This window comes from Streptomyces sp. MMBL 11-1 (assembly GCF_028622875.1).
GTDB lineage: Bacteria > Actinomycetota > Actinomycetes > Streptomycetales > Streptomycetaceae > Streptomyces.
In genome coordinates this window covers 2,691,448-2,717,660 of record NZ_CP117709.1, presented here as the reverse complement: position 1 = coordinate 2,717,660, position 26,213 = coordinate 2,691,448, and the positions used below count along the sequence as shown (strand labels likewise).

Here is a 26,213-nt window from a genome sequence, read left to right as displayed (position 1 = left end):
CCACGCGAACGACAAGGAGGCGGCGTGAGCGGCGACGCGGCCAACGCGACCAGCACCACCCTGCCCAGGATCGACGCCATGGGCGGCGGACCGGGCGCGGGCTCCGGCCCGGACGAGGCGCAGCCCCTGCTGGGCCTCGGCGCCTCGCTGCCGGCCGCCGACGCCCGTGCGAAGACCGAGGGCACCTTCCCGTACGCCGCGGACCTCTGGGCCGAGGGCCTGCTGTGGGCGGCGGTGCTGCGCTCCCCGCACCCGCACGCGCGGATCCTGTCCATCGACACCTCGGGCGCCGAGGAGATGCCCGGGGTGCGGGCGGTCGTCACGCACGAGGACGTGCCGGGCGACAGCAACTACGGCCGCCACGTCGTGGACCGCCCGGTGTTCGCGTCCGACCTGGTACGCCACCACGGCGAGGCGATCGCCGCTGTCGCCGCCGACCACCCGGACACGGCTCGGCTGGCCGCCGCCGCCATCGCCGTACGGTACGAGGTGCTGGAGCCGGTCACGGACCCGGAGAAGGCGTTCGCGGCCGAGCCCCTGCACCCCGACGGCAACCTGATCCGGCACATCCCGCTGCGGTACGGCGACGCGGAGGCGACGGGCGAGGTCGTCGTCGAGGGCCTGTACCGCATCGGCCGCCAGGACCCGGCCCCGATCGGCGCGGAGGCCGGCCTCGCCGTGCCCCGCCCGGACGGCGGCGTGGAGATCTACACCGCCTCCACCGACCCGCACACCGACCGCGACCTGATCGCCGCCTGCTTCGGCCTGGAACCGGACCGGGTCAAGGTCGTCGTGACCGGCGTGCCGGGCGCGACCGGCGACCGCGAGGACCCGGGATTCCAGATCCCGCTGGGGCTGCTCGCGCTGCGTACCGGCTGCCCGGTGAAGCTGGCCGCGAGCCGCGAGGAGTCCTTCCTCGGCCACACCCACCGCCACCCCACGCTCCTGCGCTACCGCCACCACGCGGACGCGGAGGGCCGGCTGGTCAAGGTGGAGGCACAGATCCTCCTGGACGCGGGCGCGTACGCCGACGCCTCCTCCGAATCCCTGGCCGCAGCCGTGGCCTTCGCCTGCGGCCCGTACGTCGTCCCCCACGCCTTCATCGAGGGCTGGGCGGTCCGGACGAACAACCCGCCCTCGGGCCACGTGCGCGGCGAGGGCGCGATGCAGGTCTGCGCGGCGTACGAGGGCCAGATGGACAAGCTGGCCGCCAAGCTGGGCATCGACCCGGCCGAGCTGCGCCTGCGCAACACCCTCTCCACGGGCGACATCCTGCCCACGGGCCAGACGGTGACCTGCCCGGCCCCCGTGGCCGAACTGCTCCAGGCCGTCCGCGACTACCCGCTCCCCGCTCTCCCCAAGGACGCCCCGGAGGACGACTGGCTGCTGCCGGGCGGCCCCGAGGGCGCGGGGGAGCCCGGGGCGGTGCGCCGGGGCGTGGGCTACGGCCTGGGCATGGTCCACATGCTCGGCGCCGAGGGCACGGACGAGGTCTCCACGGCCACGGTCCGGGTCCACGACGGTGTGGCCACGGTGATCTGCGCGGCGGTGGAGACGGGCCAGGGCTTCACCACCCTCGCCCGCCAGATCGTCCAGGAGACCCTGGGCATCGAAGAGGTCCATGTGGCCGCCGTCGACACCGACCAGCCCCCGGCGGGCCCGGCGACGCACGGCCGCCACACCTGGGTGTCGGGCGGGGCGGTGGAGCGCGCGGCGAAGATGGTCCGCACCCAGCTCCTCCAGCCGCTGGCCCACAAGTTCGGCATGTCCACGGAGCTGCTCCAGATCGCCGACGGCAAGATCACCTCGTACGACGGGGTGCTGTCCACGACGGTCACGGAGGAGCTGGACGGCAAGGAACTCTGGGCCACCGCCCAGTGCCGCCCCCACCCCACGGAACCGCTGGACGAGTCCGGCCAGGGCGACGCGTTCGTCGGCCTCGCGTTCTGCGCGGTTCGGGCGGTGGTCGACGTCGACATCGAGCTCGGCTCCGTCCGCGTGGTGGAGATGGCGGTCGCCCAGGACGTCGGCCGCGTCCTGAACCCTGCCCAGCTGGCGATCCGCATCGAGGCGGGCATCACCCAGGGCATCGGCGCGGCCCTCACGGAGAACCTCCGCACCGCCCGCGGCCTGATCCGCCACCCCGACCTGACCGGCTACGCGCTCCCGACCTCGCTGGACGCGCCGGACATCCGCATCGTGAAACTGATCGAGGAACGCGACGTGGTGGCCCCCTTCGGCGCGAAGCCGGCCTCGGCCGTCCCGGTCGTCACGGCCCCCGCGGCGGTCGCCTCGGCAGTCCGCTCGGCGACGGGCCGCCCGGTGAACCGCCTGCCCATCCGACCGCAGGCGGCGGTGGCGACACCCAAGTGAAACGGTCTTCACCCGTTGCTCACCCCGGGTGGCGATGAACCCGATACGGTAAGCGGGCAGGTGGCCGCATTCTTGCGATAAAGCGGTCGACGCAAGCGGACTTGGGGAATTCGTGACGTTCGAGAAGGAATGGGCCGAACTGCGCGCGGCAGCGGCAGAACGAAGTGCCATGCAGCTCAACAGCGCTCCGGCCGCAGGGGGCGGTGGCAGTTCCGATCTGGTGGTGAACCGGGATGATCTGGGCGCTATCGGGAATGACGCCTACGAGCTGAGGACGAAGCTCTCGAAGGACGGTGATCACGCCCGTCCTGCCACCTTCGAAGCGGCGACCGCGCTCACCAACGGCAACTTCGCGAGCGGTTCGGCGGTGCTCAAGGTGCACGACTTCTGGCAGACCCACCTCAGGACGCTGCTGGATTCCTGTGCGCACATCTCGAACCACCTTGACTACACCAAGGCCCAGCACGCCAAGGACGACGTGAAGATCGGCGGGGACCTGACATCGGTCTCCGTGCTTTCGGAATACATGAAGTAGGGCTCGGGGGAGCACGCGCAATGCTGAGTTACGAGGACATCGTCGAAGCCCCGTTGGGAAAGCTGAAGGCCGCGGCCGACGACTGGTCGGAAATGGCGGCCAATCTCGACAGGCTCGCCACCCAGGCCCGCGACGGGATGAAGGCGAAAGCGAGCAAGGCGAGCTGGGAGGGCCTCAACGCCGGGGTCACCCGGGAGTTCATAGGCAAGACCGCCAAGGAGTTCGCGGACGCCGCCGCCGAGGCCAAGGGCGTCAAGACGCTGCTGGAAGAGGGCTACACGGCCTTCAAGAAGGCCAAGGACGACCTGGTCAACATCCGGGACCACGAAGGGCCGGCGGCCGGCATCAAGGTGGACGGCAGGGGCAAGGCGAGGGCGCGTTCTCCGATCTCCGAGAACAACGCGGCCCGCCACGACCCCGACTTCAGCAAGTACCTCCAGCAGGAGAGGGAGAACATCGAGTCGTGGCAGCGGCGGATCGACCTCATCGTCGACAACTGCAACGACACCGATGTGACCTTCAAGAACTCCCTTGAGGCCAACGTCACCGACCGCAAGGACTTCAGCGCCCCCAAGTACACGAAGTTCGACCAGGAGGAGGCGGGGCGGGCCGCCGCGCTGGCCGCCAAGGGCCGCGACCTCACCCACACCGAACTCCAGTCGCTCAACGAGCTGCTGCGCGACAACGGAAAGTCGCCGGAGTTCGCGAAGGCCTTCTACGAGAAGCTCGGCCCGGAGAAGTCCCTCGCCTTCTTCGGCCAGCTGGCCACGGACACGCACGACTACGCCAAGGTCGACAAGACCCGCCTGGCGGACGTGCAGGAACTCCAGCGCAACCTCGGCCTGAACCTCGCCACCGCGTCGCACGACAAGGCGTTCACGGCGGAGTGGGGGCCGGAGCTCCGCAAGCTGGGGACCCAGCAGATCCCGCTGTCCAAGTACGACAACAGCGGCGGACCGTACGGCTACCAGCTGCTCGGCGGCATCATGCGGTACGGGAAATACGACGCACAGTTCCTCAACCCGATTGCCGAGCACGTGGTCCAGTTGAGGCAGAAGGACCACGACTTCTTCTACGGGTCGAAGGGCATGCCTGGCGGGCCGGAGAACCCGTTCAACCCTTCGGGTGTCAATGGCTCCGGCTACGACCCGGTGACCAGCATGATGGAGGCCTTGGGGCACAGCCCGGAAGCCGCGAAGCAGTTCTTCTCCGCCGAGCCCACCGCCTACAACGAGGACGGCACCCCGAAGAGCGGTGACGCGGACCTGGGCAAGGACAAGGACGGGCAGGCGATCACCAGTTATCTGGACTTCTTCCAGAACGAGGACTACGAGCCCTTCTACGACATCACGGGTCACGACCCCGATGACGCGAAGAAGTCCATGCAGTACATGCCCGACGCGCTCGGGAAGGCGTTGGAGGCGGCGACCACCGGGCACGCCTGGGACGACCCCTCGCCCACGCTCAAGCGGGACGAGGTGACGGCGGGCATCATGAAGAACGTCATCGACAGCTACGGATCGGATTCGGGCCTGCTCAGCCGGCACGAAGCGCTGAAGGACAATTTGGGGCGCATGGGGGCCGCGTACATCGACGACCTGAACTACTCCACGTACAACTTCGGGTCGGCGGGTGACGAACTCGGGCGCGACAAGTTGTTCGCGAACAGCAGTGACGGCTCCGAGCGGACCGACTTCGGCGAGGCGGCTGCGCGCAGGTTCATGGGCGTCGTGGCAGCCGATGAGGAGGGCTGGAGGTCGTTGTCGTCGGCGCAGCAGATGTACGAGGCAAGCGGACTGAAGGCCTTTGGAGCCGAGGAGAAGGAACTAGGGCTGCACTTCGGATACGGCGGCGCAAAGGTGCACGGAATTCTCGACGAGGCGCGCATCGACGGCATCCATCAGCAGTTCAAGGGTGAGGAAGAAGCCAAGATCCTGGAGATGGAGAAGGAAGCCGAGTGGCGGAAGTTCGGCGTCAGTTCTGGTGTGGGCGCTGTCGTGGGGGTCGGTACGGCGGTGGTTCTGGGTCCCGCTGCGGGCGTCGTGGCTGCTACGGCGGTTCCCCTCGTCATGGATACGGCGACCGCGGCCATCGATACGGGGTACGCCGGCGAGACGATGGACTATCTGAAGCAGCGCGAGTACGACAACAACGACGATGCGTTGACAGGCATCGACAAGTTCAAGGCCGAAGGGGAGCGTGGCGCAGTGACGCCCCTGCTGAACTATGCGGATGAAGTCGGGCTCTCGGCTGACGAGAAGCGACAGCTTGCCCTGGACATCGAGACCTATTACGGGAACGGCAAGACGGCGGCCGGTGACCAGGGGAGGGTTAAGTGACGATACTGCGTCATCACAGGAACTGGATGACGGCTGTCGTCGCTCTGACCGTAGCTGGTCTTCTCTCGGGCTGCTCCGGGGGAGAGGAGCGGGCGGAGTCACCGAAGCTGAAACAGTGCAAGTCGTTGCTCGGTGCCGGCAACGTGGACGCGGCGGTCGAGTCGGCCGGTGGCGGTGATGTCGAGGTGGCCGGGACGCCTCAGGCGGATGTCTTGGCGAAGAGCCTCGTGGCAGAGGCGAAGAAATGGCAGCAGTCGGATCTGCAGCACACCGGCTACACCGGCTGTCGCATGGACATGTTCGAAGGCGATCAGACCAGCGGCACTGTTGATGCGTCGGTGAAGTGGTCTGTCCTCTCCCTGGGGATGATGGACAGCCCGGAGAACAGCCGTACCTGGCGGCGGGCGAACGAATCGGTGTTCGTGGCACCGGAACCCGGGCCGTCCCGTATGCAGTTGATCGCGGTATGCGCTGTGCCCGGTGCCATTGCCTCCCAACCGTCCGACCTGCCACTCCAGTTCGAGGTGGCGGGGGAGAGCCTGGGAGCGGAACTCCGATGGAAGACGCTGAGCACGTTCGCCCGCTCGGTGACGGAAGAGATGGGCTGCGCGAAGTCTCCCGTCATTCCCTCCGCGTTGCCTCCGTCCGCGTGAGGGCCGGCGGTCCCGCCCTGTTCCGTCGGCGTGAAGCGCTGGTCGCCCGAGGACCCGAAAGCGACCCGGAGAAGCTGAAGGACGCCGAGGCCGGACGGTATCGCCCGGGAGAACCAGCAGGGTGTGAAGTCGGAGACAGGCTGCGGCCGCCCCGGGCACGATGAAAGGTAGAGGTGTGTACCGGAACGGAAAGAACCTGATCGTCGGCCTGCTCGTGGCCGTCTGCGCCACCGCATGCTCATCGGACCCGGAGCCTCAGTCTCCGTACGTCAACGCGGCGGAGGTGTGCGATGAGGTGTTCGCGGGTGACCTGGAGACGACGCTGGAGACCGTGACGGGCGCGACGTCCTTCGAGCGGCGAGCGGGTGGTGGCATGGAGCAGCTCGTCGAAGAGATCGAGAAGGGGTACGCCTCCGGTCGCAGCTGGTCGCCGAGGGAAGAGCTCTGCGAGATGGCTGCGAAGGGGGGCCGCAGTGGTGCAGAGACGACCCTGGCCTTCCATATATATGCTCCACAGGACGTCAATTACCCGGGGAATCCTGAAGGAACGAAGCGGTTCTCGGTGGGCAAGGAAGCGGTAGCCAACGTTCGCTCGGCCGGCATCTATTTTGAATGCGTCAGCCCGCAGCTCGAAGGTTCGAAGAACCACCCGGCACGGATCTACGGAGGGCTGGGAAAAGCCAGTGACCGGGGTGACGCCCGGGAGAACTTGATGGACAACCTTCGCGTTGTTCACTCCGCGTCCTTGGCGTTGGCCGAAAAGCTCGAATGCCAGGACAACGCCGGTCTCCCGGCGGAACTGGACCCGGATCTGAAGGAGCTTCCGCCGGTTGCTCGCGAGACGGAGTCGGACTCTTGACGATGTCGCACCGGACGGAATCGCTGACGGGCGTGGCCGATCGGGCTGTCGACGGCAGAGGCGGCAGATGGTGATCAGCCGCAGGGCTGTACGCGATGGGCTCCTGGCCGTGGCCGTGGCCGGCTCACTGGCCCTCGGAGCCGTCGGCTGTAGTGGAGGGGGCGGTGCCGCGAAGGAGAACGACAAGGCTGTGGAGGCTGCACAGCTCTGCGGCGGCACCGCCCTGTCGCCCGACGCGGCAGAAGGGGTGGAGATGATCACGGGGTCCTCGCGGTTCGCTGCCCCGGCCGAGGGATCCACCGTCGCACGTGCCGCCAGTTTGTTGAGTGAGGCGTTCTCTTCCCCTGCCGCCGATGACGGGGACATCTGCCAGGTGTTCGCGGTCGATGCCGCCCAGAGCGATCGGCTGGAGGTCACCTGGGAACTGATCGGAGGCCCACCGGAGGGCGAACCCGCTTCGAAGTTCACGGTGCTCCCGATGGGGGAACGCGCGCTGGCCGCCCCGGACGCCGGTGTCGTCCAGTTCGCCTGCCGAAACAAGAAGCTGCTCGGCTCCCAGCCCGCTCACATTGATGTCGGCGTGGAGCGCTGGTCGCCCGAGGAACCCGAGGGTGACCCGGAGAAGTTGAAGGACGCCTACGCGACCGTCGCCCACTCCGTCGCGCTGGCCATGGCGAAAGAGCTGGGCTGCGAGAACAACGGGGGGCTGGAGGCCCGGCCGTCACTGGACCCCGTGTGACCCGGTGACGCGCGGCTGCGACGGGGGAGGAATAAGCCCCTCCCCGTAAATTCCTGGCTCGTTCGGGCCTCACTCCGGCACCCTCTGTGGCCGCTACATTCACCTCTGTCCGGTCCGGACCGGGCCGGGTGGAATCGACCAGGGGGAAACAGACAGCCATGCGTCCCAGGAAATCCAGGAGCCGTACCGGTAGATCATTCACGGCAGTGACCGCCCCCGCGGTCGCCGTAGCGGTCGCCACCATGGGCTTCGCCGCCTCACCGGCCGTTGCCGCACCCGCCAACGCGACGGCACCCGCCAACGCGACGGCGCCTCAGCTCGGCGGCGCCTGCACCGCGGCCGACCTCGGCACCCGCCACCCGTACGTCAAGAACACCGAAGTGTCCCCGACGATCACCCACTTCAAGGGCTGGTTCGTCACCGAGGGCACCACCGGCAACCACACCGTCGTCACCAGCACCGAGACGGTCATCACGGTATCCGTCGGTCTCACCGGCGGCGTCGAGGGCAGTTTCGCCGTCGCGACCCTCGAAGCGGCCAAAGCGAGCCTCGGTCTGGAGGTGAAGGTTGACTACGCCTCCACCAGCAGCGAGTCGAACACGGTTGCGTGGAGCTTCAACCAGCCCGGCTACTACGGCGTCTACAAGGGCACGAAGAAGGTCACCGGCACCTACGGAAGCCTCAACTGCAACCGCTCCCAGCAGAGCGACGGAAGCTGGGCGCTGAAGTGGGCGGAGGGGCCCGGAAGCGGCAGCTTCACCACCTACACCACCCTTGAGGAAGGCGCGGTGAGCTGCCAGGACACGGTGCCCGCGGGCAGCATCATGGCCAAGGCGCAGGGGCTGCTCGACTGTGGCTCGCCCGCCGCGAAGGCCGAGCACCCGGCGGGCGCGGTGGCACCGACGGAGAAGCAGAAGCAGGACCGGGAACAGGGCGGCCAGGACCAGGACCGGGAACAGGAACAGGACCGCCTCGCGCAGCCTCCGGCCCGTACCAGCAGCATGTCCGCCGAACAGCCCGCGTCCACCGGGAGCAGCGCGCGGGCCGCTCTCGACTGCCAGACCCAGGTCTACAAGATCGCCGTGCCCGGAAAGCCCCTGTCCTGGGGCGCGCCGCTCCTGGCGAGCGACGGTGTCCGCCTGCGGCCCTCGACGATCTTCAGCGCCCACCTGGACCACTGGCGCCTGTGCAACGTCACGGAGAGCAACGGGGTCATCGAGGCGACCCTGTGGAACTGGGGCAACGGCGGGTGCGCGACCATCGCCGCGCCGGACGCGGGCACCGACCGGGCGGTCCTGAGGACGGCCACCTGCGCGGAGGACGACCTCCAGCGGTTCTACGTCTACCGCGACGTGCCCGGCAGCTCGAAGATCGGCGTGCAGAACAAGTACACCGGATCCATGATGGGCCACGACCGGTACGCGGACGGGGAGTTCGTCCGCCAGTTCTCCAGCGGCAGGCAGGACGGTACGGGCACGTACTCCCTGGACGCCGTCTGACGGCCCGAGCCCTGTGAGCGGCCCCGCGCGTGAACCCCCGGCTTCCCGGTTCCGTGCGGGGCCCTTCGCGTCCCCTGCCGGAGCGAGAGGCTTCCCGTGACGACAAAGACTCCTGGATACTTCCGGGCCGGGCCGGGCCGGGCCGGGCCGGGCCGGACAGCCGGAGAATGCCGCGAAGGGCCGGACCCGGCCGCAGGCCCGTACCGTCGTCCGACCAGGGGAGTGCCCGTACGTGATCACTGAACCGGAGTTGGTGGGCGAGCCCGGGCCGCCGGAGCCCGCTGATGTGGTGAGCGGGTTCGACCCGGGGCAGGAGGTCCCGGCAGGTGGCCGCCGCCGGGTGCGGCGGCTGCTCTGGGCCGCGGCCGGAGCGCTGGTGGCCTCGGCGGTCTGGGCGACGGCGGTCTTCGCGTACGGGATCGGCGGCGACCGGAAGCCCGATCCGCGCGGCTACCGCGTGGAGTCCGACTCCTGCGCGGCGGTGGAGCTGACGGCGCTCGCCCGGTCGGTGGGGAAGCCGGCGGCCGAACCGGCGACCGAACTGGACGGCATCGAGCACCCCGCCCTCCACCGCATCCGCTGCACCGTCGACTTCGCGGTGGCGGTGGTGCGCGCGCCGGAGGGCGAGGAGGAGTCGGGCTGGTCCACCGGTTATCAGGCGTCCCTCACGGCCGAGTTGCACAAGGAGACCGACCCGCGCCCCGAGTTCGAGGCGAGCAGCACGCTGACGGAGGTCGACGGGACGGGCGTGGACCGGGTGGAGCGCGTACCGGACCTCGGGGACCTGGCCTATCTGCTGGTCCTGGAGGACGAGTCCCTGCGCGTGCGGGTGGTGGACGGCGGTTTCGTCGCGACGCTCACCCTGACCTCCTGGATGTCTCCTCCGGACATCGACACCGGAACGAAATCGCTGCCCGATGTGGTGGACCAACCCGAGATGCTCGCCCACCGGGCCGATCTGATCAGCGATACGCGCGAGGTGATGAAGGCCCTGAAGGCCGGCTGACCGGCCGCGAACCGGAGCGGCCGCCCCCTGTCGTGGGGACGGCCGCCCGGGGATGGAGACCGTGACCGGATTCGAACCGGTGTAACTCGAGTTGCAGTCGAGCCCCTGAGCCTCTCGGGCACACGGTCGGGTGTGGTGCTGCGGGTGCGGTGGTGCTGTGGTGCGGTGCTCCGTTCCCTTGCCGTCCACGACGCTACGGGTCTCCGTCCGCCGTCTCAAGGCGTCCGGCGGGCCCGCAACGCGACTGCCACACGCCGTTCACACCCGGCCCGGTGCCGGGGCCCGGGACCTACGACCAAGGGCCGAGCGCGGTGCCGCACATGGACAGGGTTCAAACTGCTCCACGCCTCTTACGCTGGGCCCATGACCGCCCTCGAACCGCGTGACGGCACCGATGCCGCACACCTCGCGCCGCCCGCGACCGACGATCACTCCTCGGACCCGTTGTCCGACATCCCCCTCGCAGCCGTCGAAGGGGTCCTCGGGCGCACCTACCGGGCGCTCAGTATCGGCATCGTCTCCGTGGTGTTCCTCATCGCGTTCGAGGCCACGGCGGTCGGCACGGCCATGCCGGTCGCCGCGCGCGAGCTGAACGGGATCCCGCTCTACGCGTTCGCCTTCTCCGCCTACTTCACCACCAGCCTGTTCGCCATGGTCCTCTCCGGGCAGTGGGCCGACCGGCGCGGGCCGCTGCAGCCGCTCGCCACCGGGATCACCGCGTTCGGTGTCGGCCTGCTGCTCTCCGGGGCGGCCACCAGCATGTGGATCTTCATCGCCGGCCGGGCGGTCCAGGGACTCGGCGGCGGGCTGGTGATCGTCGCCCTGTACGTGGTCATCGGGCGGGCCTACCCCGAGCGCATCAGGCCCGCGATCCTGGCCGCCTTCGCCGCGAGCTGGGTGATCCCCTCCGTCGTCGGGCCGCTGGCCTCCGGGACGGTGACCGAGCACCTCGGCTGGCGCTGGGTCTTCGTCGGCATCCCGGCCCTCATCGTGATCCCGCTCGTCCTGGCCCTCCCGGCGATCCGGCGTACGGCCTCCGGGCCCGCGGACCCGGAGGCCGCCGGCGAACCGTACGACCGCCGCCGGATCCGGCTGGCGCTGGGGATATCGGCCGGGGCCGGGCTGCTCCAGTACGCGGGGCAGGAGCTCACCTGGCTCGCGCTCCTGCCGGCCGCCCTCGGCACCGCCCTGCTGGTGCCCGCCGTCCGCGGGCTCCTGCCCACCGGGACCGTACGGGCGGGGCGCGGGCTTCCCTCGGTGGTCCTGCTGCGCGGGGTCGCCGCCGGGGCGTTCGTCGCCGCCGAGTCCTTCGTACCGCTGATGCTGGTCACCCAGCGCGGGCTGTCCCCGACCATGGCCGGGCTCTCGCTGGCCGTGGGCGGGGCGACGTGGGCGCTCGGTTCGTTCGTACAGTCCCGGCCCCGTATGGAGCCCCACCGGGAGCGGCTCATGGTCAGCGGCATGGTGCTGGTCGCCGCCTCGATCGCGGTGGCGCCCTCCGTGCTGATCGAGGGGGTACCGGTCTGGACCGTCGCCGTCGCCTGGGCCTTCGGCTGCTTCGGGATGGGCATGGTGATCGCCTCCACCAGCGTGCTGCTGCTGAAGCTCTCGGCCCCGGAGGAGGCGGGCTCCAACTCCGCAGCCCTCCAGATCTCCGACGGGCTCTCCAACGTGCTGCTGCTGGCCGGCGGCGGTGCGGCCTTCGCCGCGCTCGGCGGCGGGGCGGTGGGCGCGGCAGCGCACGGGGCGGTGGAGGCGGGAGCCGCCGGCTCGCACCCGGGCGCGTTCGCCGCCGTGTTCCTGCCGATGGCGGCGGTGGCGCTGGTGGGGGCGTGGGTGGCTACGCGGGTGGTCGGACGGGAGAAGTAGCGGTACCACTCTGGCCCCATTCGCTGGTACCGTTCTGGTATGGCTATGAACCTGCGTCTCCGTGACGACCAGACCGAAGCCCTCAAGCAGCGTGCCGAGCAGGAGGGCACCAGCATGCACGCCATACTGCTCCAGGCCGTGGACGACTACCTCGCCAGGACCGCGCAACAGGCCATCGTCCGCAAGACGGCCAAGGAGCAGGCGGCCAAGTGGAGCGAGCTGATGGAGCGGCTGAAGTGAGCTGTGTCTATCTGAGTTCCGAGGACATCCTCGTGATCGCCGAGCATGCCTGCGACGACATGCGAATCGTCCTTCGGGACGCCGGACTGCTGGAGTCGGCGGCGCACCGCCCCTCCGCCTCCATGTTCGGCGAGGAGGCCTACCCCGATCTGATCGACAAGGCGGCGGCGCTCCTCCAGTCCCTGGCGGTCAACCACCCCCTTTTCGACGGCAACAAAAGGACTGCCTGGCTGTCCTGTGTCACGTTCCTGGCCATGAATGGCGTTGAACTGCGCCCGGACATCGACGCGGCGGAACGGCTGGTCATCGATGTCGCCACGGGGGCGACGGACGAGATCAAGACGATCTCCCAGGGGCTGCGGGACCTGGTCCTCGACACGATGTGAGCACCGTCTCGTCCGGCCCGGGCGCGGCTCGTTCGTACCGGGTTTCCACCGGGCCCCCGGTAGGGTGGCCCGGTTGTCGTATCGCGGGCCGGGCCGATCAAGGGCCGGGTCCGGAGCGGACAGCGCCCCACGTACCCGAGAGCCCCGAACCGGAGACCGTGACTACTACCACCGCCTCCCACCACCTCTCACCCGCCTTTCCCGGCCGCGCCCCCTGGGGCACCGCCGGCAAGCTGCGAGCCTGGCAGCAGGGCGCCATGGAGAGGTACATCCAGGAGCAGCCGCGCGACTTCCTCGCCGTCGCGACGCCCGGCGCAGGCAAGACCACGTTCGCGCTGACCCTCGCGTCGTGGCTGCTGCACCACCATGTCGTGCAGCAGATCACCGTCGTCGCCCCGACCGAGCACCTCAAGAAGCAGTGGGCGGAGGCGGCGGCGCGGATAGGGATCAAGCTCGACCCCGACTACAGCGCGGGCCCGCTGAGCAAGGAGTACCACGGGGTCGCCGTGACGTACGCCGGTGTCGGCGTCCGTCCGATGCTGCACCGCAACCGCTGCGAGCAGCGCAAGACGCTCGTGATCCTCGACGAGATCCACCACGCCGGTGACTCGAAGTCCTGGGGCGAGGCCTGCCAGGAGGCGTTCGACCCGGCGACCCGACGGCTCGCGCTGACCGGTACGCCGTTCCGTTCGGACACCAACCCGATCCCGTTCGTGGCGTACGAGGAGGGCAACGACGGCATCCGCCGCTCCTCCGCCGACTACACCTACGGCTACGGCAACGCGCTCGCCGACGGCGTCGTCCGCCCGGTCATCTTCCTCAGCTACAGCGGCAACATGCGCTGGCGCACGAAGGCGGGCGACGAGATCGCCGCGCGGCTCGGCGAGCCGATGACCAAGGACGCCATCGGGCAGGCCTGGCGCACCGCGCTGGCGCCCACCGGCGAGTGGATCCCCAACGTGCTCTCCGCCGCCGACAAGCGGCTCACCGAGGTCCGCAAGGGCATCCCCGACGCGGGCGGCCTCGTCATCGCGACCGACCAGGAGTCGGCACGCGCCTACGCCAAGATCCTCAAGAAGGTCACCGGCGAGACGCCGACCGTGGTCCTCTCCGACGAGAAGGCCGCCTCCAAGAAGATCGACAAGTTCAGCGCGGACGAGTCGCGCTGGATGGTCGCGGTGCGCATGGTGTCCGAAGGCGTCGACGTGCCCCGCCTCGCCGTCGGCGTGTACGCGACCACCATCTCCACCCCCCTCTTCTTCGCCCAGGCCGTCGGCCGCTTCGTGCGCTCCCGCAGGCGCGGCGAGACGGCCTCCGTCTTCGTCCCGACCATCCCGATGCTTCTCGACTTCGCCAACGAGATGGAGGTCGAGCGCGACCACGTGCTCGACAAGCCGAAGAAGGGCAGCGACGAGGAGAACCCGTTCTCCGAGGAGGACAAGCTCCTCGCCGACGCGGAGAAGCTGGAGGACGAGGAGACCGAGGAGCAGCTGCCCTTCGAGGCGCTGGAGTCCGACGCCGTCTTCGACCGTGTGCTGTACGACGGCGCCGAGTTCGGCATGCAGGCCCACCCCGGCTCGGAGGAGGAACAGGACTACCTCGGCATCCCCGGTCTCCTCGAACCCGACCAGGTCCAGCTCCTCCTCCAGAAGCGGCAGAGCCGGCAGATCGCGCACAGCCGCCAGAAGCCGGCCTCGGAGGCCGACCTCCTGGAGAAGCCCGCCGACGCCCGGCCCGTGGTCACCCACAAGCAGCTGCTGAGCCTGCGCAAGCAGCTCAACACGATGGTCTCCGCCTACACCCACCAGAGCGGCAAGCCCCACGGTGTCATCCACACCGAGCTGCGCCGGGTCTGCGGCGGCCCGCCGAGCGCCGAGGCCACGGCCCACCAGATCCAGCAGCGCATCGTGAAGGTCCAGGAGTGGGCGACCCGGATGACGTGACCCCCGGTGCCGTCCGTTCCCGCCGGCCCGTACGGAGGCTCAACCTCCGTACGGGCCGACGGCGTTCCCGGGCAGGGCGGCGACATTTCCCGGCTTCCGCGGAGACGTTTCCGGCCGTTGGTTCCGGGAAATTTTCTCGGTGGCCGTTCACACACTGTTAACGTTGGTTCACATCTGTGGACGTGCGTCCCTGTCGGTGTCGTGACACGTGAACGCGCGTAGATGTTCGCTTTCCGGACGCCGCCCCGCTGACCGGCCCTTATGCGTGCGCCGTTGCGGGCCTCCGTGTCCGGAGACCGGATTCTGGACGAGGACTTCCGCTGAGCGGACTGGCTCGCTACTGTCCCCGCCATATGAACGCCCCGTGGCAACGCCGCCGCGGAGCGCAGCCGGTGCCTTGCCAGGCCGGCGGCCTCTCCGTGCGTCGCCGCTGGGACCGGCGTCGCAACCCCGCCGGAGTAGGACCGTCGTCGCTCACCCCGAAGAGGAGAGGGCGTCGTGACAGCGGAGACCTCCCAGACGCTCGACCGAGGACTGCGCGTCCTCAAACTGCTCGCCGACACCGATCACGGCCTGACCGTGACGGAGTTGTCCAACAAGCTCGGTGTCAACCGGACCGTCGTCTACCGTTTGCTCGCCACGCTGGAGCAGCACGCACTGGTCCGCCGGGACCTGGGCGGCCGCGCCCGTGTTGGCCTCGGTGTGCTGCGGCTCGGCCGACAGGTGCACCCGCTCGTCCGGGAGGCCGCGCTGCCCGCGCTGCGCTCCCTGGCCGAGGACATCGGGGCCACCGCCCACCTCACGCTCGTCGACGGCAGTGACGCCCTCGCGGTCGCCGTCGTCGAGCCCACCTGGACCGACTACCACGTCGCCTACCGGGCCGGCTTCCGGCACCCGCTGGACCGGGGCGCGGCAGGCCGGGCCATCCTGTCCGCCCGGCAGACGACGGAGGCCGGACACCCCGGATACACCCTCACCCACGGCGAACTCGAGGCCGGGGCCAGCGGGGCGGCCGCGCCCCTGGTCGGGGTCTCGGGCGTGGAGGGCAGTGTCGGCGTCGTCATGCTCGCCGACGCCGTACCGGAACGGGTCGGGCCCCGCGTGCTCGACGCCGCCCGGGAAGTGGCCGACGCGCTGCGGTAGGGCCGTACCGGCAGGGGAGCGCCCGCACCCGCCTTCGCCCGGGCACTCCCCGGCCGGTACGCGTCGAACGCGTCGACGCCGTGCGGGCAGAAACGGCGTCGGGGGCGGCGTCGGGGGCGGCGTACGCCTGGCGCGTTCCGGCCGGAGGACGGCGGTTAGATTGGGTGCGTGCTCACTCGTCTCACGCGCCCCCGCGTCCTCGCCCTCTGCGCGCTGCCGGTCCTCGCCCTCTTCGGTACGGCGGCCTTCGCACCGCTGCCGTTCACCCTGGCCCGGCCCGGACTGACCGCGGACGTGCTCGGCGAGGACGACGGGCGGCCGGTGATCACCATCACCGGCGCCGAGACCCGGCCCACCGACGGGCAGCTGAGGATGACGACGATCCTCGCCACCGGGCCGAAGGCGGACGTCCGTGTCGGCGAGGTGATCGACGGCTGGTTCCGGACCGACCGGGCGGTCATGCCGCGCGACTCCGTCTACCCCACCGGCGGCTCCGAGAAGGAGATCGAGAAGCACAACCTCGACGACATGAAGCAGTCGCAGAACGTCGCCGTCGACGCCGCCCTGAACTACCTGGACCGCGAGCCCGGATCGATGCGCGTCGAGGTGGACCTCGGCGACGTTGGCGGCCCGAGCGCGGGCCTCTTCCTCTCCCTCGGCATCATCGACAAGCTCGACGGCAACGGCTCCGGCGGCGACCTCACCGGCGGCCGCACCATCGCCGGTACGGGGACGATCGACGCGGACGGCAAGGTCGGCGCGGTCGGCGGGGTGGCGATGAAGGCCCAGGGCGCCCATCGCGACGGGGCGAGTGTCTTCCTCGTGCCGAAGGCCGAGTGCGCTCAGGCGGAGGCCGAGGCGCCCGACGGGCTGCGGGTCGTGCCCGTCTCCACGCTGAAGGACGCGGTCGGCTCGCTCAAGAGCCTGGAGACGGGCGGACCGGTGCCGAGCTGCTGACCAGCGGCTCCACGCGGGGCCCCGGAAAATCCGCAGTCTCCCCGCTCTCCCTGGCCTCCCTGGCCTCCCTGGTCACCCCGGTCTCCGTGACCTCCCCGCTCTCCGTCACCGGTGCGTCGTCCAGCGTCCGCCAGGACGGGAACACCAGCGGGCTCAGCGTGGCCAGGAAGTAGACCCCGCCCATCAGCAGCAGCGCCCCCGTCGCCCCGGCGCCCTCCACCAGCAGTCCGGCCGCGAGCCCGCCCACCGGCATCGCGAACTCGCACCCCGCTGTCAGCGCCCCCGCCACCCGGCTGCGCAGCCGGTCCGGCACGCGCTCGTAGATCACCGTCGTCAGGATCGGGTTCAGCGCGCCGGCCGCGATCCCGCCGAGCAGCATCGTCACCGCGAGGGGAAGCGTCGTCCCGGTCACCGCGGCGACCAGGAACCTCGGCGCACCGCACAGGATCACGCACACCGTGAACACCGCCCGGCGCGAGAACCGGTGCCCCACCGCCCCGTACAGCAGCGCCCCGGTCAGGCCGCCCGCGCCGAACAGGGCGGTGAGCAGCCCGATGGCGGGCGCGCCGCTCAGCTCGCCCTCGGCGTGCACCGGGAGCAGGACCGCGTTCCAGCCCTGGTCGGTGCCGTTCATGAACATCACCATCACCACGACCGCCAGCAGCAGCCGGTTGCCGAGCACGTGGGCGTAACCCTCGCGGAGCTCGGTGCCGTAGGCGCGCAGCGAGACCGGGGCCTCCGCCTTCCGCGGTTCGGCCGCGCGTACTCCCCGTACCCCTGCGGCGATCAGCAGGGCCGACAGTCCGAAGGTCGCCGCGTCCAGCAGCAGGACCGTCTCCGCGCCGACGAAGGCGATGAGGACCCCGGCGAGGGCCGCGCCGACCATGCGGGCCCCGCGCGAGACGGCGTCGAAGAGGCTGGCGGCCCGGGCGAGCGTGGTTCCGGCGTGCTCGGCCAGGTCCGGGATCAGGACGTAGCGCGCGGTGTTGCCCGGGGTGTGGGCGAACCCGTTGAGCGCCATGAGCGCGCACAGCATCCAGAAGTCGAGGGCGCCGGCGAAGTGCAGCAGCGGGATCGCGGCGATGGCGGCCGCGCAGACGGCGTCGGAGGCGATGGCGGCCCGGCGGCGGCCGATCCGGTCGATGACCGGTCCGCCGACCAGCGCGGCGACGACGATCGGCAGGGTGGCGCAGAAGGCGACGACCCCGGCCCGACCCGCGCTGCCGGTGGTCTCCAGGACGAACCAGGGGACGCCGATCAGGGTCAGTGAAGTGCCCGCGGTGGAAATGGAGTTGGCCGCGAGCGTAGCGGCGAGCGGGGTGCGGTGCCCCATGGTGTTGTCTCCCCCGAGTCGATGGTTACGCCGGATGGAAGGCGGCGGCGCTAGGCGCGGTCGCCTCCCGGCTCTGGGTCGTCAGGCGCAGCCCCACCTCGACCAGGGTCCAGCCGACCCGGGTGCGCAGGCTGGTGCGGGGGAGGCGGAACGCCGTTGCCGCGTGGTGAAGTTCGGCGGCCCGGGTGGCGTGCAGGAGGTGGTGGACGTCCGCGTGCATAACGGGATTCCCTTCAGATGGTGGCGAGTCGCGGTGTGCGGCGGCTTCATTCGGAGCGGCGCGGGAAGGCATGCAGGTGGGTCCGGACGACGGCCGATCCCTCGGTGTCGTCGGGGACGCGGCCCCGGTAGCTCTCCATCACTTCGTGGACCTTCTGGGACATCTCCAGGGCGAGTTCCGGGGTGAGGCGGAGCGTGAAGTCACTCATGTCCCAGCTGCGCTGCCACTCCTGCGACCAGTCGTCCACGGTGCCCAGCCAGGTGTTCAGCTCCTGGGCGTGGGACGTGGCCGTCTCGTACAGGACGAAGTCGATGGCCCCGCGCACCTCCGGGTCGGCATGCGTCCGGAAGTCCGTTGTCTCGAACATCGAGCCTTCGTGCACCGACCGCCACCAGCGCTCGCGCCCCTTGCCCAGCTCCGGAGCGTCTTCGACCAGCCCGCTCTCCGCCAACTGGCGCAGGTGGTAGCTGGTCGCACCGCTGGACTCGCCGAGCCTTTCGCCGAGTTGGGATGCGGTGGCGGGGCCGAACTCGCGCAGCGCCTTCAGCAGGCGGATCCGCAGGGGGTGCGCGACGGCGCGCAGTGTTCGGGCGTCGACGTTGTGGATCCTGCGGTCGGCTTCGTCGTGGCGGTGGGGGCGGGAGGCGTCCTCGTTCTCCGTCATGCGTCGACAGTAGAGATGCAAAGAACGCTTTGCAAGGCTTTTTTGCAACGAACTCTTTGCAACGACTTCCGGGCAACTCACCCCTCCTCGATGAACCCCTCCTCCACCAGCCAGTCCTTCGCCACCTCGTGCGGGTCCTCGCCGTCCACGTCCACCTTGGCGTTCAGCGTCTGCGCCACCTCGGTCGTCAGCTTCTCCGCGAGCGGGTCCAGCAGCTCCGCGATCACCGGGTACTTCTCGAAGGTGGCCTCGTGGACGACCGGGGAGGCGTTGTAGTTGGGGAAGAAGTGCTTGTCGTCCTCCAGGACGTCCAGGTTCATGGCCTTGATCCGGCCGTCCGTGGTGAAGACCTCGCCCAGCAGGCAGGAGCTGGACTCGGACACCTGGGTGTAGATGATCCCGGCGTCCATCTTCCGGATGTTGCCGGCCGGGATCCTCATCCCGTACTTCTTCTCCATACCGGGCAGCCCGTCGTCGCGGGAGGCGAACTCGTTCTCCACGCAGATCGTCACCGCGCCCGGGTCCTTCTTCGCCAGGGCCGCCACGTCCGAGAGGGTCTTCAGCCCGTACTTCGCGTTGTTCTTCTTGCTGATCGCCAGCGCGTACGTGTTGTCGAGCGGGGCCGGCGGCAGCCAGATGACCCCGTTGCCCTTGTCCTCGTCCCGTACCGCCTCATACTGCTTCTTCGGGTCGACGATCGGGTCCGCGTGGCCCAGGAAGGTGATCCAGCCCGTGCCGGTGTAGTCCCACTGGACGTCGGCGTCGCCGTTGATGATGGCCTCGCGCGCGCTGATCGAACCCGGCAGGTTCGTCCGGTCCAGGACTTCCGCTCCGGCCGCCTTGAGGACCAGGCCGGTCATCTGGCCCAGGATGATGTTCTCGCTGAAGTTCTTCGACGTCACCGTCAGCGTCGCGCCCTTCAGCGGCTCGCCCTGCCCGACCGACCCGGGCGACACGTCGTCCACCATCGGCGAACCGCTCTTCAGCCCGCAGCCGCCCAGCAGCAGCACCGGCACCACCATCAGCAGCAGTTTCCCCCTCGCTCCCCTCGCTCCCCTCGCCCTCCTCGCCCTCCTCACCGCTCCTCCAGCCCGCGCGGCGTCAGCGCCAGTTCGGCCAGCGAGGCCAGCCAGTCCACCAGCAGGGCCAGCACCACCGTCAGCACCGAGCCGATGATCAGCACCGGCATCCGCTGCGTCTGGATCCCCGAGGTGATCAGGTCGCCCAGTCCGCCGCCCCCTCCGAACGTCGCCAGCGTCGCCGTGCCGACGTTCAGGACGAGTGCCGTACGTACTCCGGCCAGGATCAGCGGCACCGCGAGCGGCAGCTCCACCTTCATCAGGACGCCCCGGCCGGACATCCCCATCCCGCGCGCCGCCTCGATCATGTTCGGCTCGATCGCCCGCAGGCCCGCCACCGTGTTGGAGAGCACCGGCAGCACCGCGTAGATCACGATGCCGATGATCGCGGTGCGCGGGCCGATGCCCAGCCAGATCACCAGCAGCGCCAGCAGGCCGATCGCGGGCGTCGCCTGCCCGATGTTGGCCAGCGCGGTGAACGCCGGGGCCGCCTTCCGCAGCCGCCGCCGGGTCAGGGCGATGCCCAGCGGGATCGCGATGATCAGCACCCAGAACGTGGAGATCGCCGTCAGCCGCACATGCTGCCACCAGCGCAGCTGCACATTGCCGCCGGTCAGCGAGTTCTCCGCGATCGAGTCCAGATGGGTGTTGGTGATCCATACGTAGGTGACGACCAGGAGCACCGCCAGCACCACCGGCAGGACCACCAGCTTCCGCCAGGTGAACCGGCGCGCGGGCCCCGCCGGGGCGGGGGAGGGGTCGTTCTCCTCGTCGTGGAACGCGTGGCCCTTGACGTCGTGTTCGCCCGGCGGCCGGGCCGGGGCGGGGCCCTTGCCGGGGCCGGCCGGATGGCTGGGACTCATCGGCCGCCGCCACCCCCCTCCAGCTCCTGCTCCGTCTGGTGGACCCGCAGCTCCTCCAGCTCGTGCTGGTGCTCCATCGCCGTCAGCCGGTCGGCCTCCAGCAGCTCCTGCACGTTGTCCATCAGCGTCTTCATGTCGACGACCCCGATGAACTCGCCGCGCCGCCCGGTCACCGCGACCCGGCCGCCGCTGTCGGTGAGGACCGCCTCCAGCGCGTCGTGCAGGGTGGCGTCCCGGGTCACCGTGTCGTGCACCAGTTGCCCGGCCCGCGCCAGCGAACCGCGCGCCCGCATCAGGTCGCCGCGCCGCAGCCACTTGTACGGGCGGTTGCGGCGGTCCAGCATCAGCAGCTCGTTGGTTGGGCCGCTGCGCAGCTTGTTGAAGATCGACTGGAGCGGGTCCTCGACCGTCACCGTCGGGAAGTCCGCGATGCCCACATCCCGCACCCGGGTCAGATTCAGCCGCTTCAGGGCCGCGCCCGCGCCGACGAAGCCGGAGACGAAGTCGTCCGTCGGGTTGGTGAGGATCGCCTCGGGGGTGTCGAACTGCGCGATGTGCGAGCGCTCCCGCAGCACCGCGATCCGGTCGCCGATCTTGATCGCCTCGTCGAAGTCGTGGGTGACGAACACGATCGTCTTGTGCAGCTCGTGCTGGAGCCGGATCAGCTCGTCCTGGAGGTGGTCGCGGGTGATCGGGTCGACCGCCCCGAACGGCTCGTCCATCAGCAGTACGGGAGGGTCGGCTGCCAGCGCCCGCGCCACGCCCACCCGCTGCTGCTGCCCGCCGGAGAGCTGGCGCGGATAGCGGCCGTGGAACTCGCGCGGGTCCAGGCCCACCAGGTCGAGCATCTCCTCCACCCGGTCCCTGACCCGGGACTTGGACCAGCCGACCATCCTCGGGACCAGGGCGATGTTGTCCGCGACCGTCATGTGCGGGAAGAGACCGGAGGACTGGATGGCGTAGCCGATCTTGCGGCGCAGCTTCACCGGATCGATGTCCGTGACGTCCTCGTCGTCGATGCGGATCCGGCCCGACGTCGGCTCGATCAGCCGGTTGATCATCTTCAGGGTGGTGGACTTCCCGCAGCCGGAGGGCCCGACGAAGACCACGGTCTCACCCGCCCTGATCTCCATCGACACGTTCTCGACGGCCGGGTTCGGGTTACCCGGGTAGCTCTTGGTGAGGTTCTCCAGCTGGATGGTGGCCCCGGAGGTGGCGGCGGCCCCGCCCGCGGCGGGGGCCCTGGTGTCGGTCGCGGTCTCAGGCACGGATCCCCCTCGGGATGGTCAGCCGTCCCAGCAGGACGTACGCGGCGTCGAAGAGCAGGGCGAGGACGACGATGCCGAGCGTGCCCGCGAGGACCTGGTTGATCGCGTTCGCGCTGCCCAGCGAGGCGATGCCCCGGAAGATCTCGTTGCCGAGGCCGGGCCCGGAGGCGTACGCGGCGATGGCGGCGATGCCCATCAGCATCTGGGTGGAGACCCGGATGCCGGTCAGGATCGGCGGCCAGGCGAGCGGCAGCTCCACCCGGCACAGCCGCGCCGACCGTGACATCCCGATGCCCGTCGCCGCGTCGACCAGCGACGGATCGACGCCCCGCAGCCCGACGACGGAGTTCCGGACGATCGGCAGCAGCCCGTACAGCGTCAGGGTGATCACCGTCGGTGCGACGCCGAGGCCGACCAGCGGGATCAGCAGACCGATCGCGGCCAGGGACGGGATGGTGAGGATCGTCGCCGTGGAGGTGATGGCCAGCGAGCCGCCCCAGCCGCTGCGGTAGCTCACCACCCCGATGGCCACCCCCAGCACGGTCGCGATGACCATGCACTGGAAGACCGCGCTGATGTGCTGGAACGCGTCCGTGAGGAGCTGCTGGTGGCGGGTGGTCAGGTACTCCCAGAAGCTCACACGGCACTCCTTCTGATCAATGACGCCCCGGGGCCTCGGGCCGGTCGGTGTCCTCGGCCGCCTGTTCCACCAGAGGGATGACCCGCAGGGGAACCGGGTTCTCCATGACGATCGCCGTGGAGGCCCGGACAATGCCATCAAATCCGACAACCCGGTCGATCACCCGTTGAAGGTCGGCGTTGGAACGGGCGACCAGCCGGCAGAACATGTCGCCGTGCCCGGTGGTGGTGTGCAGCTCCAGCACTTCCGGTACGCCGCCCAAGTGGGCGCGTACGTCGGCCCCTTGGCCCTGTTTGATCTCCAGCGTGGCGAACGCGGTGACCGGGTAGCCGAGCGCCGCCGGATCCACGTCCGGGCCGAATCCCCGGATGACGCCGTTCGACTGAAGGCGGTCCAGCCGCGCCTGCACGGTCCCGCGCGCCACCCCGAGCCGCCGGGACGCTTCGAGGACGCCGATCCGCGGTTCGCGCGCCAGGAGCACGATGAGCCGCCCGTCCAGATGATCGATCGCCATGAGCCCGCCTTCGATGGTCATCCTGTACAGATAGTCCGGCCATCATGGCCATCTGCTGTTCACATTGACCAGTAGATGTGCGAACTGTTGCGCACCTTGCGATGTGGGGAGAGCCTTCGAACATGACTGAGACTCTGCACACCAGCCCTGAAACCGTCCGGCAGGCCGACCCCTTCCCGGTCAAGGGAATGGACGCGGTCGTCTTCGCCGTGGGCAACGCCAAGCAGGCCGCGCACTACTACTCGACCGCCTTCGGCATGAAGCTGGTCGCCTACTCCGGACCGGAGAACGGCACCCGCGAGACCGCGAGTTACGTCCTGACCAACGGCGCCGCCCGCTTCGTGTTCACCTCCGTGATCAAGCCGTCCACCGAGTGGGGCACCTTCCTCGCCGACCATGTCGCCGAGCACGGCGACGGCGTCGTCGACCTCGCGATCGAGGTCCCGGACGCCCGGGCCGCGTACGCGTACGCCGTGGAGCACGGCGCCCGCGGCCTCACCGAGCCGCACGAGGTCAAGGACGAGCACGGGACCGTCGTCCTCGCCGCCATCGCCACGTACGGCAAGACCCGCCACACCCTGGTGGAGCGCTCCGGCTACGAGGGCCCCTACCTCCCCGGCTTCGCGGCGGCCTCGCCGATCGTCGAGCCGCCCGCCAAGCGCACCTTCCAGGCGATCGACCACTGCGTCGGCAACGTCGAGCTCGGCCGGATGAACGAGTGGGTCGGCTTCTACAACGAGGTCATGGGCTTCACCAACATGAAGGAGTTCGTGGGCGACGACATCGCCACCGAGTACTCCGCCCTGATGTCGAAGGTCGTCGCCGACGGCACGCTCAAGGTCAAGTTCCCGATCAACGAGCCGGCCATCGCGAAGAAGAAGTCGCAGATCGACGAGTACCTGGAGTTCTACGGCGGCGCGGGCGTCCAGCACATCGCGCTCGCCACGAACGACATCGTCGCCACGGTCCGCTCGATGCGCGCCGCCGGCGTCCAGTTCCTGGACACCCCCGACTCGTACTACGACACGCTCGGCGAGTGGGCCGGCGAGACCCGGGTGCCGGTCGAGACCCTGCGCGAGCTGAAGATCCTCGTCGACCGCGACGAGGACGGCTACCTGCTGCAGATCTTCACCAAGCCGGTCCAGGACCGGCCGACCGTCTTCTTCGAGATGATCGAGCGCCACGGCTCCATGGGCTTCGGCAAGGGCAACTTCAAGGCTCTGTTCGAGGCGATCGAGCGCGAGCAGGAGAAGCGCGGCAACCTCTGATCCGCGTCCCGTACGCAAAACGCCGCCGCGGCCCGGGGCAGTACCCCGGACCGCGGCGGCCCACGTCCTTCACCGCACCCCGTCACCCGTCACCGGTCACGGACTCTTCGAGGCCTCGGCCGCCGGGCTGCTCGCCGCGGTCCCCGACGGGGGCGGGGCCGGGGACTGGGAAGGGGCCGTCTTCGAGGGGGCCGGAGCCTCCGCCCCCGCCTCCCGCTCCGGTTCCGGCGTCGGCGTAGGCGTCGGCTTCGGTTCCGGGGCAGGCGGCGGCGGGGGCGGCTGCGTGTCGCCCGGCCCGCCCGGCGGCGGCTCGCCCAGCGCCTCCAGCGCCTGACGGGCCAGCGGCGCGGCGAGCGGCGAGAAGGCCGGGTTGGTGCGCACGGCCTGCTCCAGATTCCGCCGCGCGGGACCGTAGTCCCCCAGCTCCCGCTGGATCACGCCCAGGTGATACGCGTACGAGGCGTTCCGCACGCCGGTGTCCGCGGCCCGCTGGGCGTACTCCAGGCCCTCCTCCGACTCGCCCGCCCGGTGCAGCGCCCAGCCCAGCGCGTCCGCCACCGCCGCACTGCGGTGCTGCTTCGCCCACTGGCCGCGCAGCAGCTCCACCGCCTCCTCCGGGTCCCCGTGGTCGGCCTCGTAGCGGGCCAGCAGCAGGGACTCGTCGACCCCGGCCTTCTCCGCCCCGGCCACCATCTTCCGCAGCCGGGCGTACTGGGTGCGGGCGTCCCCGTCCAGCCCCAGCGACTCGTACAGCTCGCCCAGCTCCAGGGCGTACTCCGGGCGCGGGAGCTTCTCCAGCGCGCTCCTGTACGCGGCCAGCGCCTCGTCGGTGCGCTCCAGCGCCACCAGGGCCCGCGCCCGGCCGGCCAGTGAGGCGTGGTGGCCGGCGTCCGTGCGGAGTGCGGCGTCGAACTGCGCCACCGCCTCCTCCGGTTCGCCGCGCTCCCAGGCCAGCTCGCCGAGACGGTGCAGCGCCTCGGCCTTCTCAGCGGGCCCCGTCGCCCGGTCCGCCGCCTCCCGGGCGGTGGCCAGCGCGTCCTCCCGCCAGCCCTGGCCCCGGTACAGCTCGGCGGTGCGGGCCAGCGCCGGAACGCCCTTGCGCAGCTCGCCGAACCTCTCCGTCGCCGCGGTCGCCGCCTTCTGGTCGCCGAGCCCGGTGTACGCGTCGATGAGGACCGGGTACACGCTCCAGGCCTTCGGCCGCTGCTTCTTCACGGTCTCGCCCCAGCGCTTCGCCGCGACGAAGTCGTGCCGGGCGTTGGCCAGGGCCGCCAGGCCCACCCACGCCTCCGCGTTCCCCCGCTCGCCCGCCCGCGCCTCCAGCGAGCGCTTCAGGACCTCCTCGGCGCGCGCGTAGTACGTCGTGTCCGCCGAACGCCGCGCCCACTCCACGTACGCCGTGCCGAGCGTCGCCAGGGCCGGGGCGTCGGACGGGTGGGACTCCACCCACTTCTGCCGGTCCCCGATCAGTGCGGTGAGGTCCGGGAGCGAGGCGGGGGAGCCCGCGGCCGTCGCCGCCTCGGCCCGCTCGACCGGCCCCGGCTCCCTCGGCCCGTCGCCCTCCCCGTCCTCCACCGCCACCAGCGCCCCGGCCAGCAGCACCCCGGCGGCGACCGCGCCGACCGCGGCCCTGCGCAGCGTCGTCCGCAGGGTGGGCGGCGGTGGGGGTACGGCGGTGGCGCCTTCGGCGGGCATCGCGTAGGGGTCCCGCGGGGACGGCTCGGGCGGCTGGCGGGACTCCGGATCCTGCTGCGGCATGACATCCATGGCCCTCACTGTGCGTCAGTCATACGAGCACACCGCGTCTTGGGATCGTCGCCGCC

General features: G+C 70.4%; 24 protein-coding genes and 1 tRNA gene. 15 read left to right on the top strand and 10 right to left on the bottom strand.

The features are described from left to right. The first annotated feature begins 24 nt into the window (after window positions 1-24). The 8 genes from PSQ21_RS11665 to PSQ21_RS11630 all read left to right on the top strand — a co-directional run bounded on the left by PSQ21_RS11665 (window position 25) and on the right by PSQ21_RS11630 (window position 10,003). Window positions 25-2,373 (top strand): xanthine dehydrogenase family protein molybdopterin-binding subunit, encoded by a 2,349-nt coding sequence (locus PSQ21_RS11665; RefSeq protein ID WP_397991829.1) that lies wholly within the window; start codon window positions 25-27, stop codon window positions 2,371-2,373. A gap of 112 nt (window positions 2,374-2,485) precedes the next feature. Continuing rightward, window positions 2,486-2,908, top strand: coding sequence for a hypothetical protein (locus PSQ21_RS11660; protein ID WP_274030414.1), 423 nt, complete (start codon window positions 2,486-2,488; stop codon window positions 2,906-2,908). 20 nt (window positions 2,909-2,928) lie between these two features. Beyond that, window positions 2,929-5,247 carry a hypothetical protein gene (locus PSQ21_RS11655; RefSeq protein ID WP_274030413.1) on the top strand — a complete coding sequence of 773 codons (2,319 nt, stop codon included), beginning with the start codon at window positions 2,929-2,931 and terminating at the stop codon, window positions 5,245-5,247. Continuing rightward, window positions 5,244-5,900 (top strand): hypothetical protein, encoded by a 657-nt coding sequence (locus PSQ21_RS11650; RefSeq protein ID WP_274030412.1) that lies wholly within the window; start codon window positions 5,244-5,246, stop codon window positions 5,898-5,900. Before PSQ21_RS11655 ends, PSQ21_RS11650 begins: the two co-directional genes overlap by 4 nt. A 175-nt stretch (window positions 5,901-6,075) precedes the next feature. Then, complete coding sequence (locus tag PSQ21_RS11645; RefSeq protein ID WP_274030411.1) at window positions 6,076-6,759, top strand: hypothetical protein; 684 nt, start codon at window positions 6,076-6,078, stop codon at window positions 6,757-6,759. A 67-nt stretch (window positions 6,760-6,826) separates the two neighbouring features. Continuing rightward, on the top strand, window positions 6,827-7,498 hold the full coding sequence (locus PSQ21_RS11640) for a hypothetical protein (RefSeq protein WP_274030409.1): 672 nt from the start codon (window positions 6,827-6,829) through the stop codon (window positions 7,496-7,498). 158 nt (window positions 7,499-7,656) lie between these two features. Further along, window positions 7,657-8,997: a hypothetical protein gene (locus PSQ21_RS11635; RefSeq protein ID WP_274030408.1), complete on the top strand. Its 1,341-nt coding sequence runs from the start codon at window positions 7,657-7,659 to the stop codon at window positions 8,995-8,997. A gap of 232 nt (window positions 8,998-9,229) precedes the next feature. Next, entirely contained in the window at window positions 9,230-10,003 is a 774-nt protein-coding gene (locus tag PSQ21_RS11630; RefSeq protein ID WP_274030407.1) for a hypothetical protein, read from the top strand. 53 nt (window positions 10,004-10,056) lie between these two features. Here the strand turns inward: PSQ21_RS11630 and PSQ21_RS11625 are convergent. Further along, window positions 10,057-10,131, bottom strand: a tRNA-Cys gene (locus tag PSQ21_RS11625). A 235-nt stretch (window positions 10,132-10,366) separates the two neighbouring features. Between PSQ21_RS11625 and PSQ21_RS11620 the strand changes: the two genes are divergently transcribed. The 6 genes from PSQ21_RS11620 (at window position 10,367) to PSQ21_RS11595 (ending at window position 16,541) form a co-directional block, all read left to right on the top strand. Then, on the top strand, window positions 10,367-11,872 hold the full coding sequence (locus tag PSQ21_RS11620; protein ID WP_274030405.1) for an MFS transporter: 1,506 nt from the start codon (window positions 10,367-10,369) through the stop codon (window positions 11,870-11,872). A gap of 39 nt (window positions 11,873-11,911) precedes the next feature. Then, window positions 11,912-12,112, top strand: a complete 201-nt coding sequence (locus tag PSQ21_RS11615; protein ID WP_026290595.1) for a ribbon-helix-helix protein, CopG family — start codon at window positions 11,912-11,914, stop codon at window positions 12,110-12,112. Continuing rightward, on the top strand, window positions 12,109-12,498 hold the full coding sequence (locus PSQ21_RS11610; RefSeq protein ID WP_274030404.1) for a type II toxin-antitoxin system death-on-curing family toxin: 390 nt from the start codon (window positions 12,109-12,111) through the stop codon (window positions 12,496-12,498). The genes PSQ21_RS11615 and PSQ21_RS11610 overlap by 4 nt, the downstream gene beginning before the upstream one ends. 158 nt (window positions 12,499-12,656) lie before the next feature. Beyond that, window positions 12,657-14,441: a DEAD/DEAH box helicase gene (locus PSQ21_RS11605; protein WP_274030403.1), complete on the top strand. Its 1,785-nt coding sequence runs from the start codon at window positions 12,657-12,659 to the stop codon at window positions 14,439-14,441. A gap of 498 nt (window positions 14,442-14,939) precedes the next feature. After that, on the top strand, window positions 14,940-15,584 hold the full coding sequence (locus PSQ21_RS11600; RefSeq protein ID WP_018958460.1) for an IclR family transcriptional regulator: 645 nt from the start codon (window positions 14,940-14,942) through the stop codon (window positions 15,582-15,584). Between the two features lie 168 nt (window positions 15,585-15,752). Continuing rightward, complete coding sequence (locus tag PSQ21_RS11595) at window positions 15,753-16,541, top strand: S16 family serine protease (protein ID WP_274030402.1); 789 nt, start codon at window positions 15,753-15,755, stop codon at window positions 16,539-16,541. Here PSQ21_RS11595 and PSQ21_RS11590 read toward each other — a convergent pair. The 8 genes from PSQ21_RS11590 to PSQ21_RS11555 form a co-directional block, all read right to left on the bottom strand. Continuing rightward, window positions 16,501-17,874 (bottom strand): MFS transporter, encoded by a 1,374-nt coding sequence (locus PSQ21_RS11590; RefSeq protein ID WP_274030401.1) that lies wholly within the window; start codon window positions 17,872-17,874, stop codon window positions 16,501-16,503. The two genes, PSQ21_RS11595 and PSQ21_RS11590, sit on opposite strands and share 41 nt — an antisense overlap. A gap of 25 nt (window positions 17,875-17,899) precedes the next feature. Then, window positions 17,900-18,094, bottom strand: a complete 195-nt coding sequence (locus PSQ21_RS11585; RefSeq protein ID WP_274030400.1) for a hypothetical protein — start codon at window positions 18,092-18,094, stop codon at window positions 17,900-17,902. A 46-nt stretch (window positions 18,095-18,140) separates the two neighbouring features. Continuing rightward, window positions 18,141-18,758 carry an ArsR/SmtB family transcription factor gene (locus PSQ21_RS11580; protein ID WP_274030399.1) on the bottom strand — a complete coding sequence of 206 codons (618 nt, stop codon included), beginning with the start codon at window positions 18,756-18,758 and terminating at the stop codon, window positions 18,141-18,143. Between the two features lie 77 nt (window positions 18,759-18,835). Then, on the bottom strand, window positions 18,836-19,780 hold the full coding sequence (locus PSQ21_RS11575; protein WP_274030398.1) for a glycine betaine ABC transporter substrate-binding protein: 945 nt from the start codon (window positions 19,778-19,780) through the stop codon (window positions 18,836-18,838). A gap of 53 nt (window positions 19,781-19,833) precedes the next feature. Beyond that, on the bottom strand, window positions 19,834-20,700 hold the full coding sequence (locus PSQ21_RS11570) for an ABC transporter permease (RefSeq protein ID WP_274030397.1): 867 nt from the start codon (window positions 20,698-20,700) through the stop codon (window positions 19,834-19,836). Then, on the bottom strand, window positions 20,697-21,968 hold the full coding sequence (locus PSQ21_RS11565) for an ABC transporter ATP-binding protein (protein WP_274030396.1): 1,272 nt from the start codon (window positions 21,966-21,968) through the stop codon (window positions 20,697-20,699). Before PSQ21_RS11565 ends, PSQ21_RS11570 begins: the two co-directional genes overlap by 4 nt. Further along, entirely contained in the window at window positions 21,961-22,608 is a 648-nt protein-coding gene (locus PSQ21_RS11560; RefSeq protein WP_274030395.1) for an ABC transporter permease, read from the bottom strand. The genes PSQ21_RS11565 and PSQ21_RS11560 overlap by 8 nt, the downstream gene beginning before the upstream one ends. 16 nt (window positions 22,609-22,624) lie before the next feature. Beyond that, entirely contained in the window at window positions 22,625-23,122 is a 498-nt protein-coding gene (locus PSQ21_RS11555; protein ID WP_274035712.1) for an Lrp/AsnC family transcriptional regulator, read from the bottom strand. A 122-nt stretch (window positions 23,123-23,244) separates the two neighbouring features. Here PSQ21_RS11555 and hppD point away from each other — a divergent pair, with 122 nt between their 5' ends. Next, window positions 23,245-24,390 (top strand): 4-hydroxyphenylpyruvate dioxygenase, encoded by a 1,146-nt coding sequence (gene hppD / locus PSQ21_RS11550; protein ID WP_274030393.1) that lies wholly within the window; start codon window positions 23,245-23,247, stop codon window positions 24,388-24,390. A gap of 96 nt (window positions 24,391-24,486) precedes the next feature. On the opposite strand, the gene PSQ21_RS11545 is transcribed toward hppD, so the two are convergent. Continuing rightward, entirely contained in the window at window positions 24,487-26,157 is a 1,671-nt protein-coding gene (locus PSQ21_RS11545) for a tetratricopeptide repeat protein (protein ID WP_274030392.1), read from the bottom strand. Window positions 26,158-26,213 lie beyond the last annotated feature (56 nt).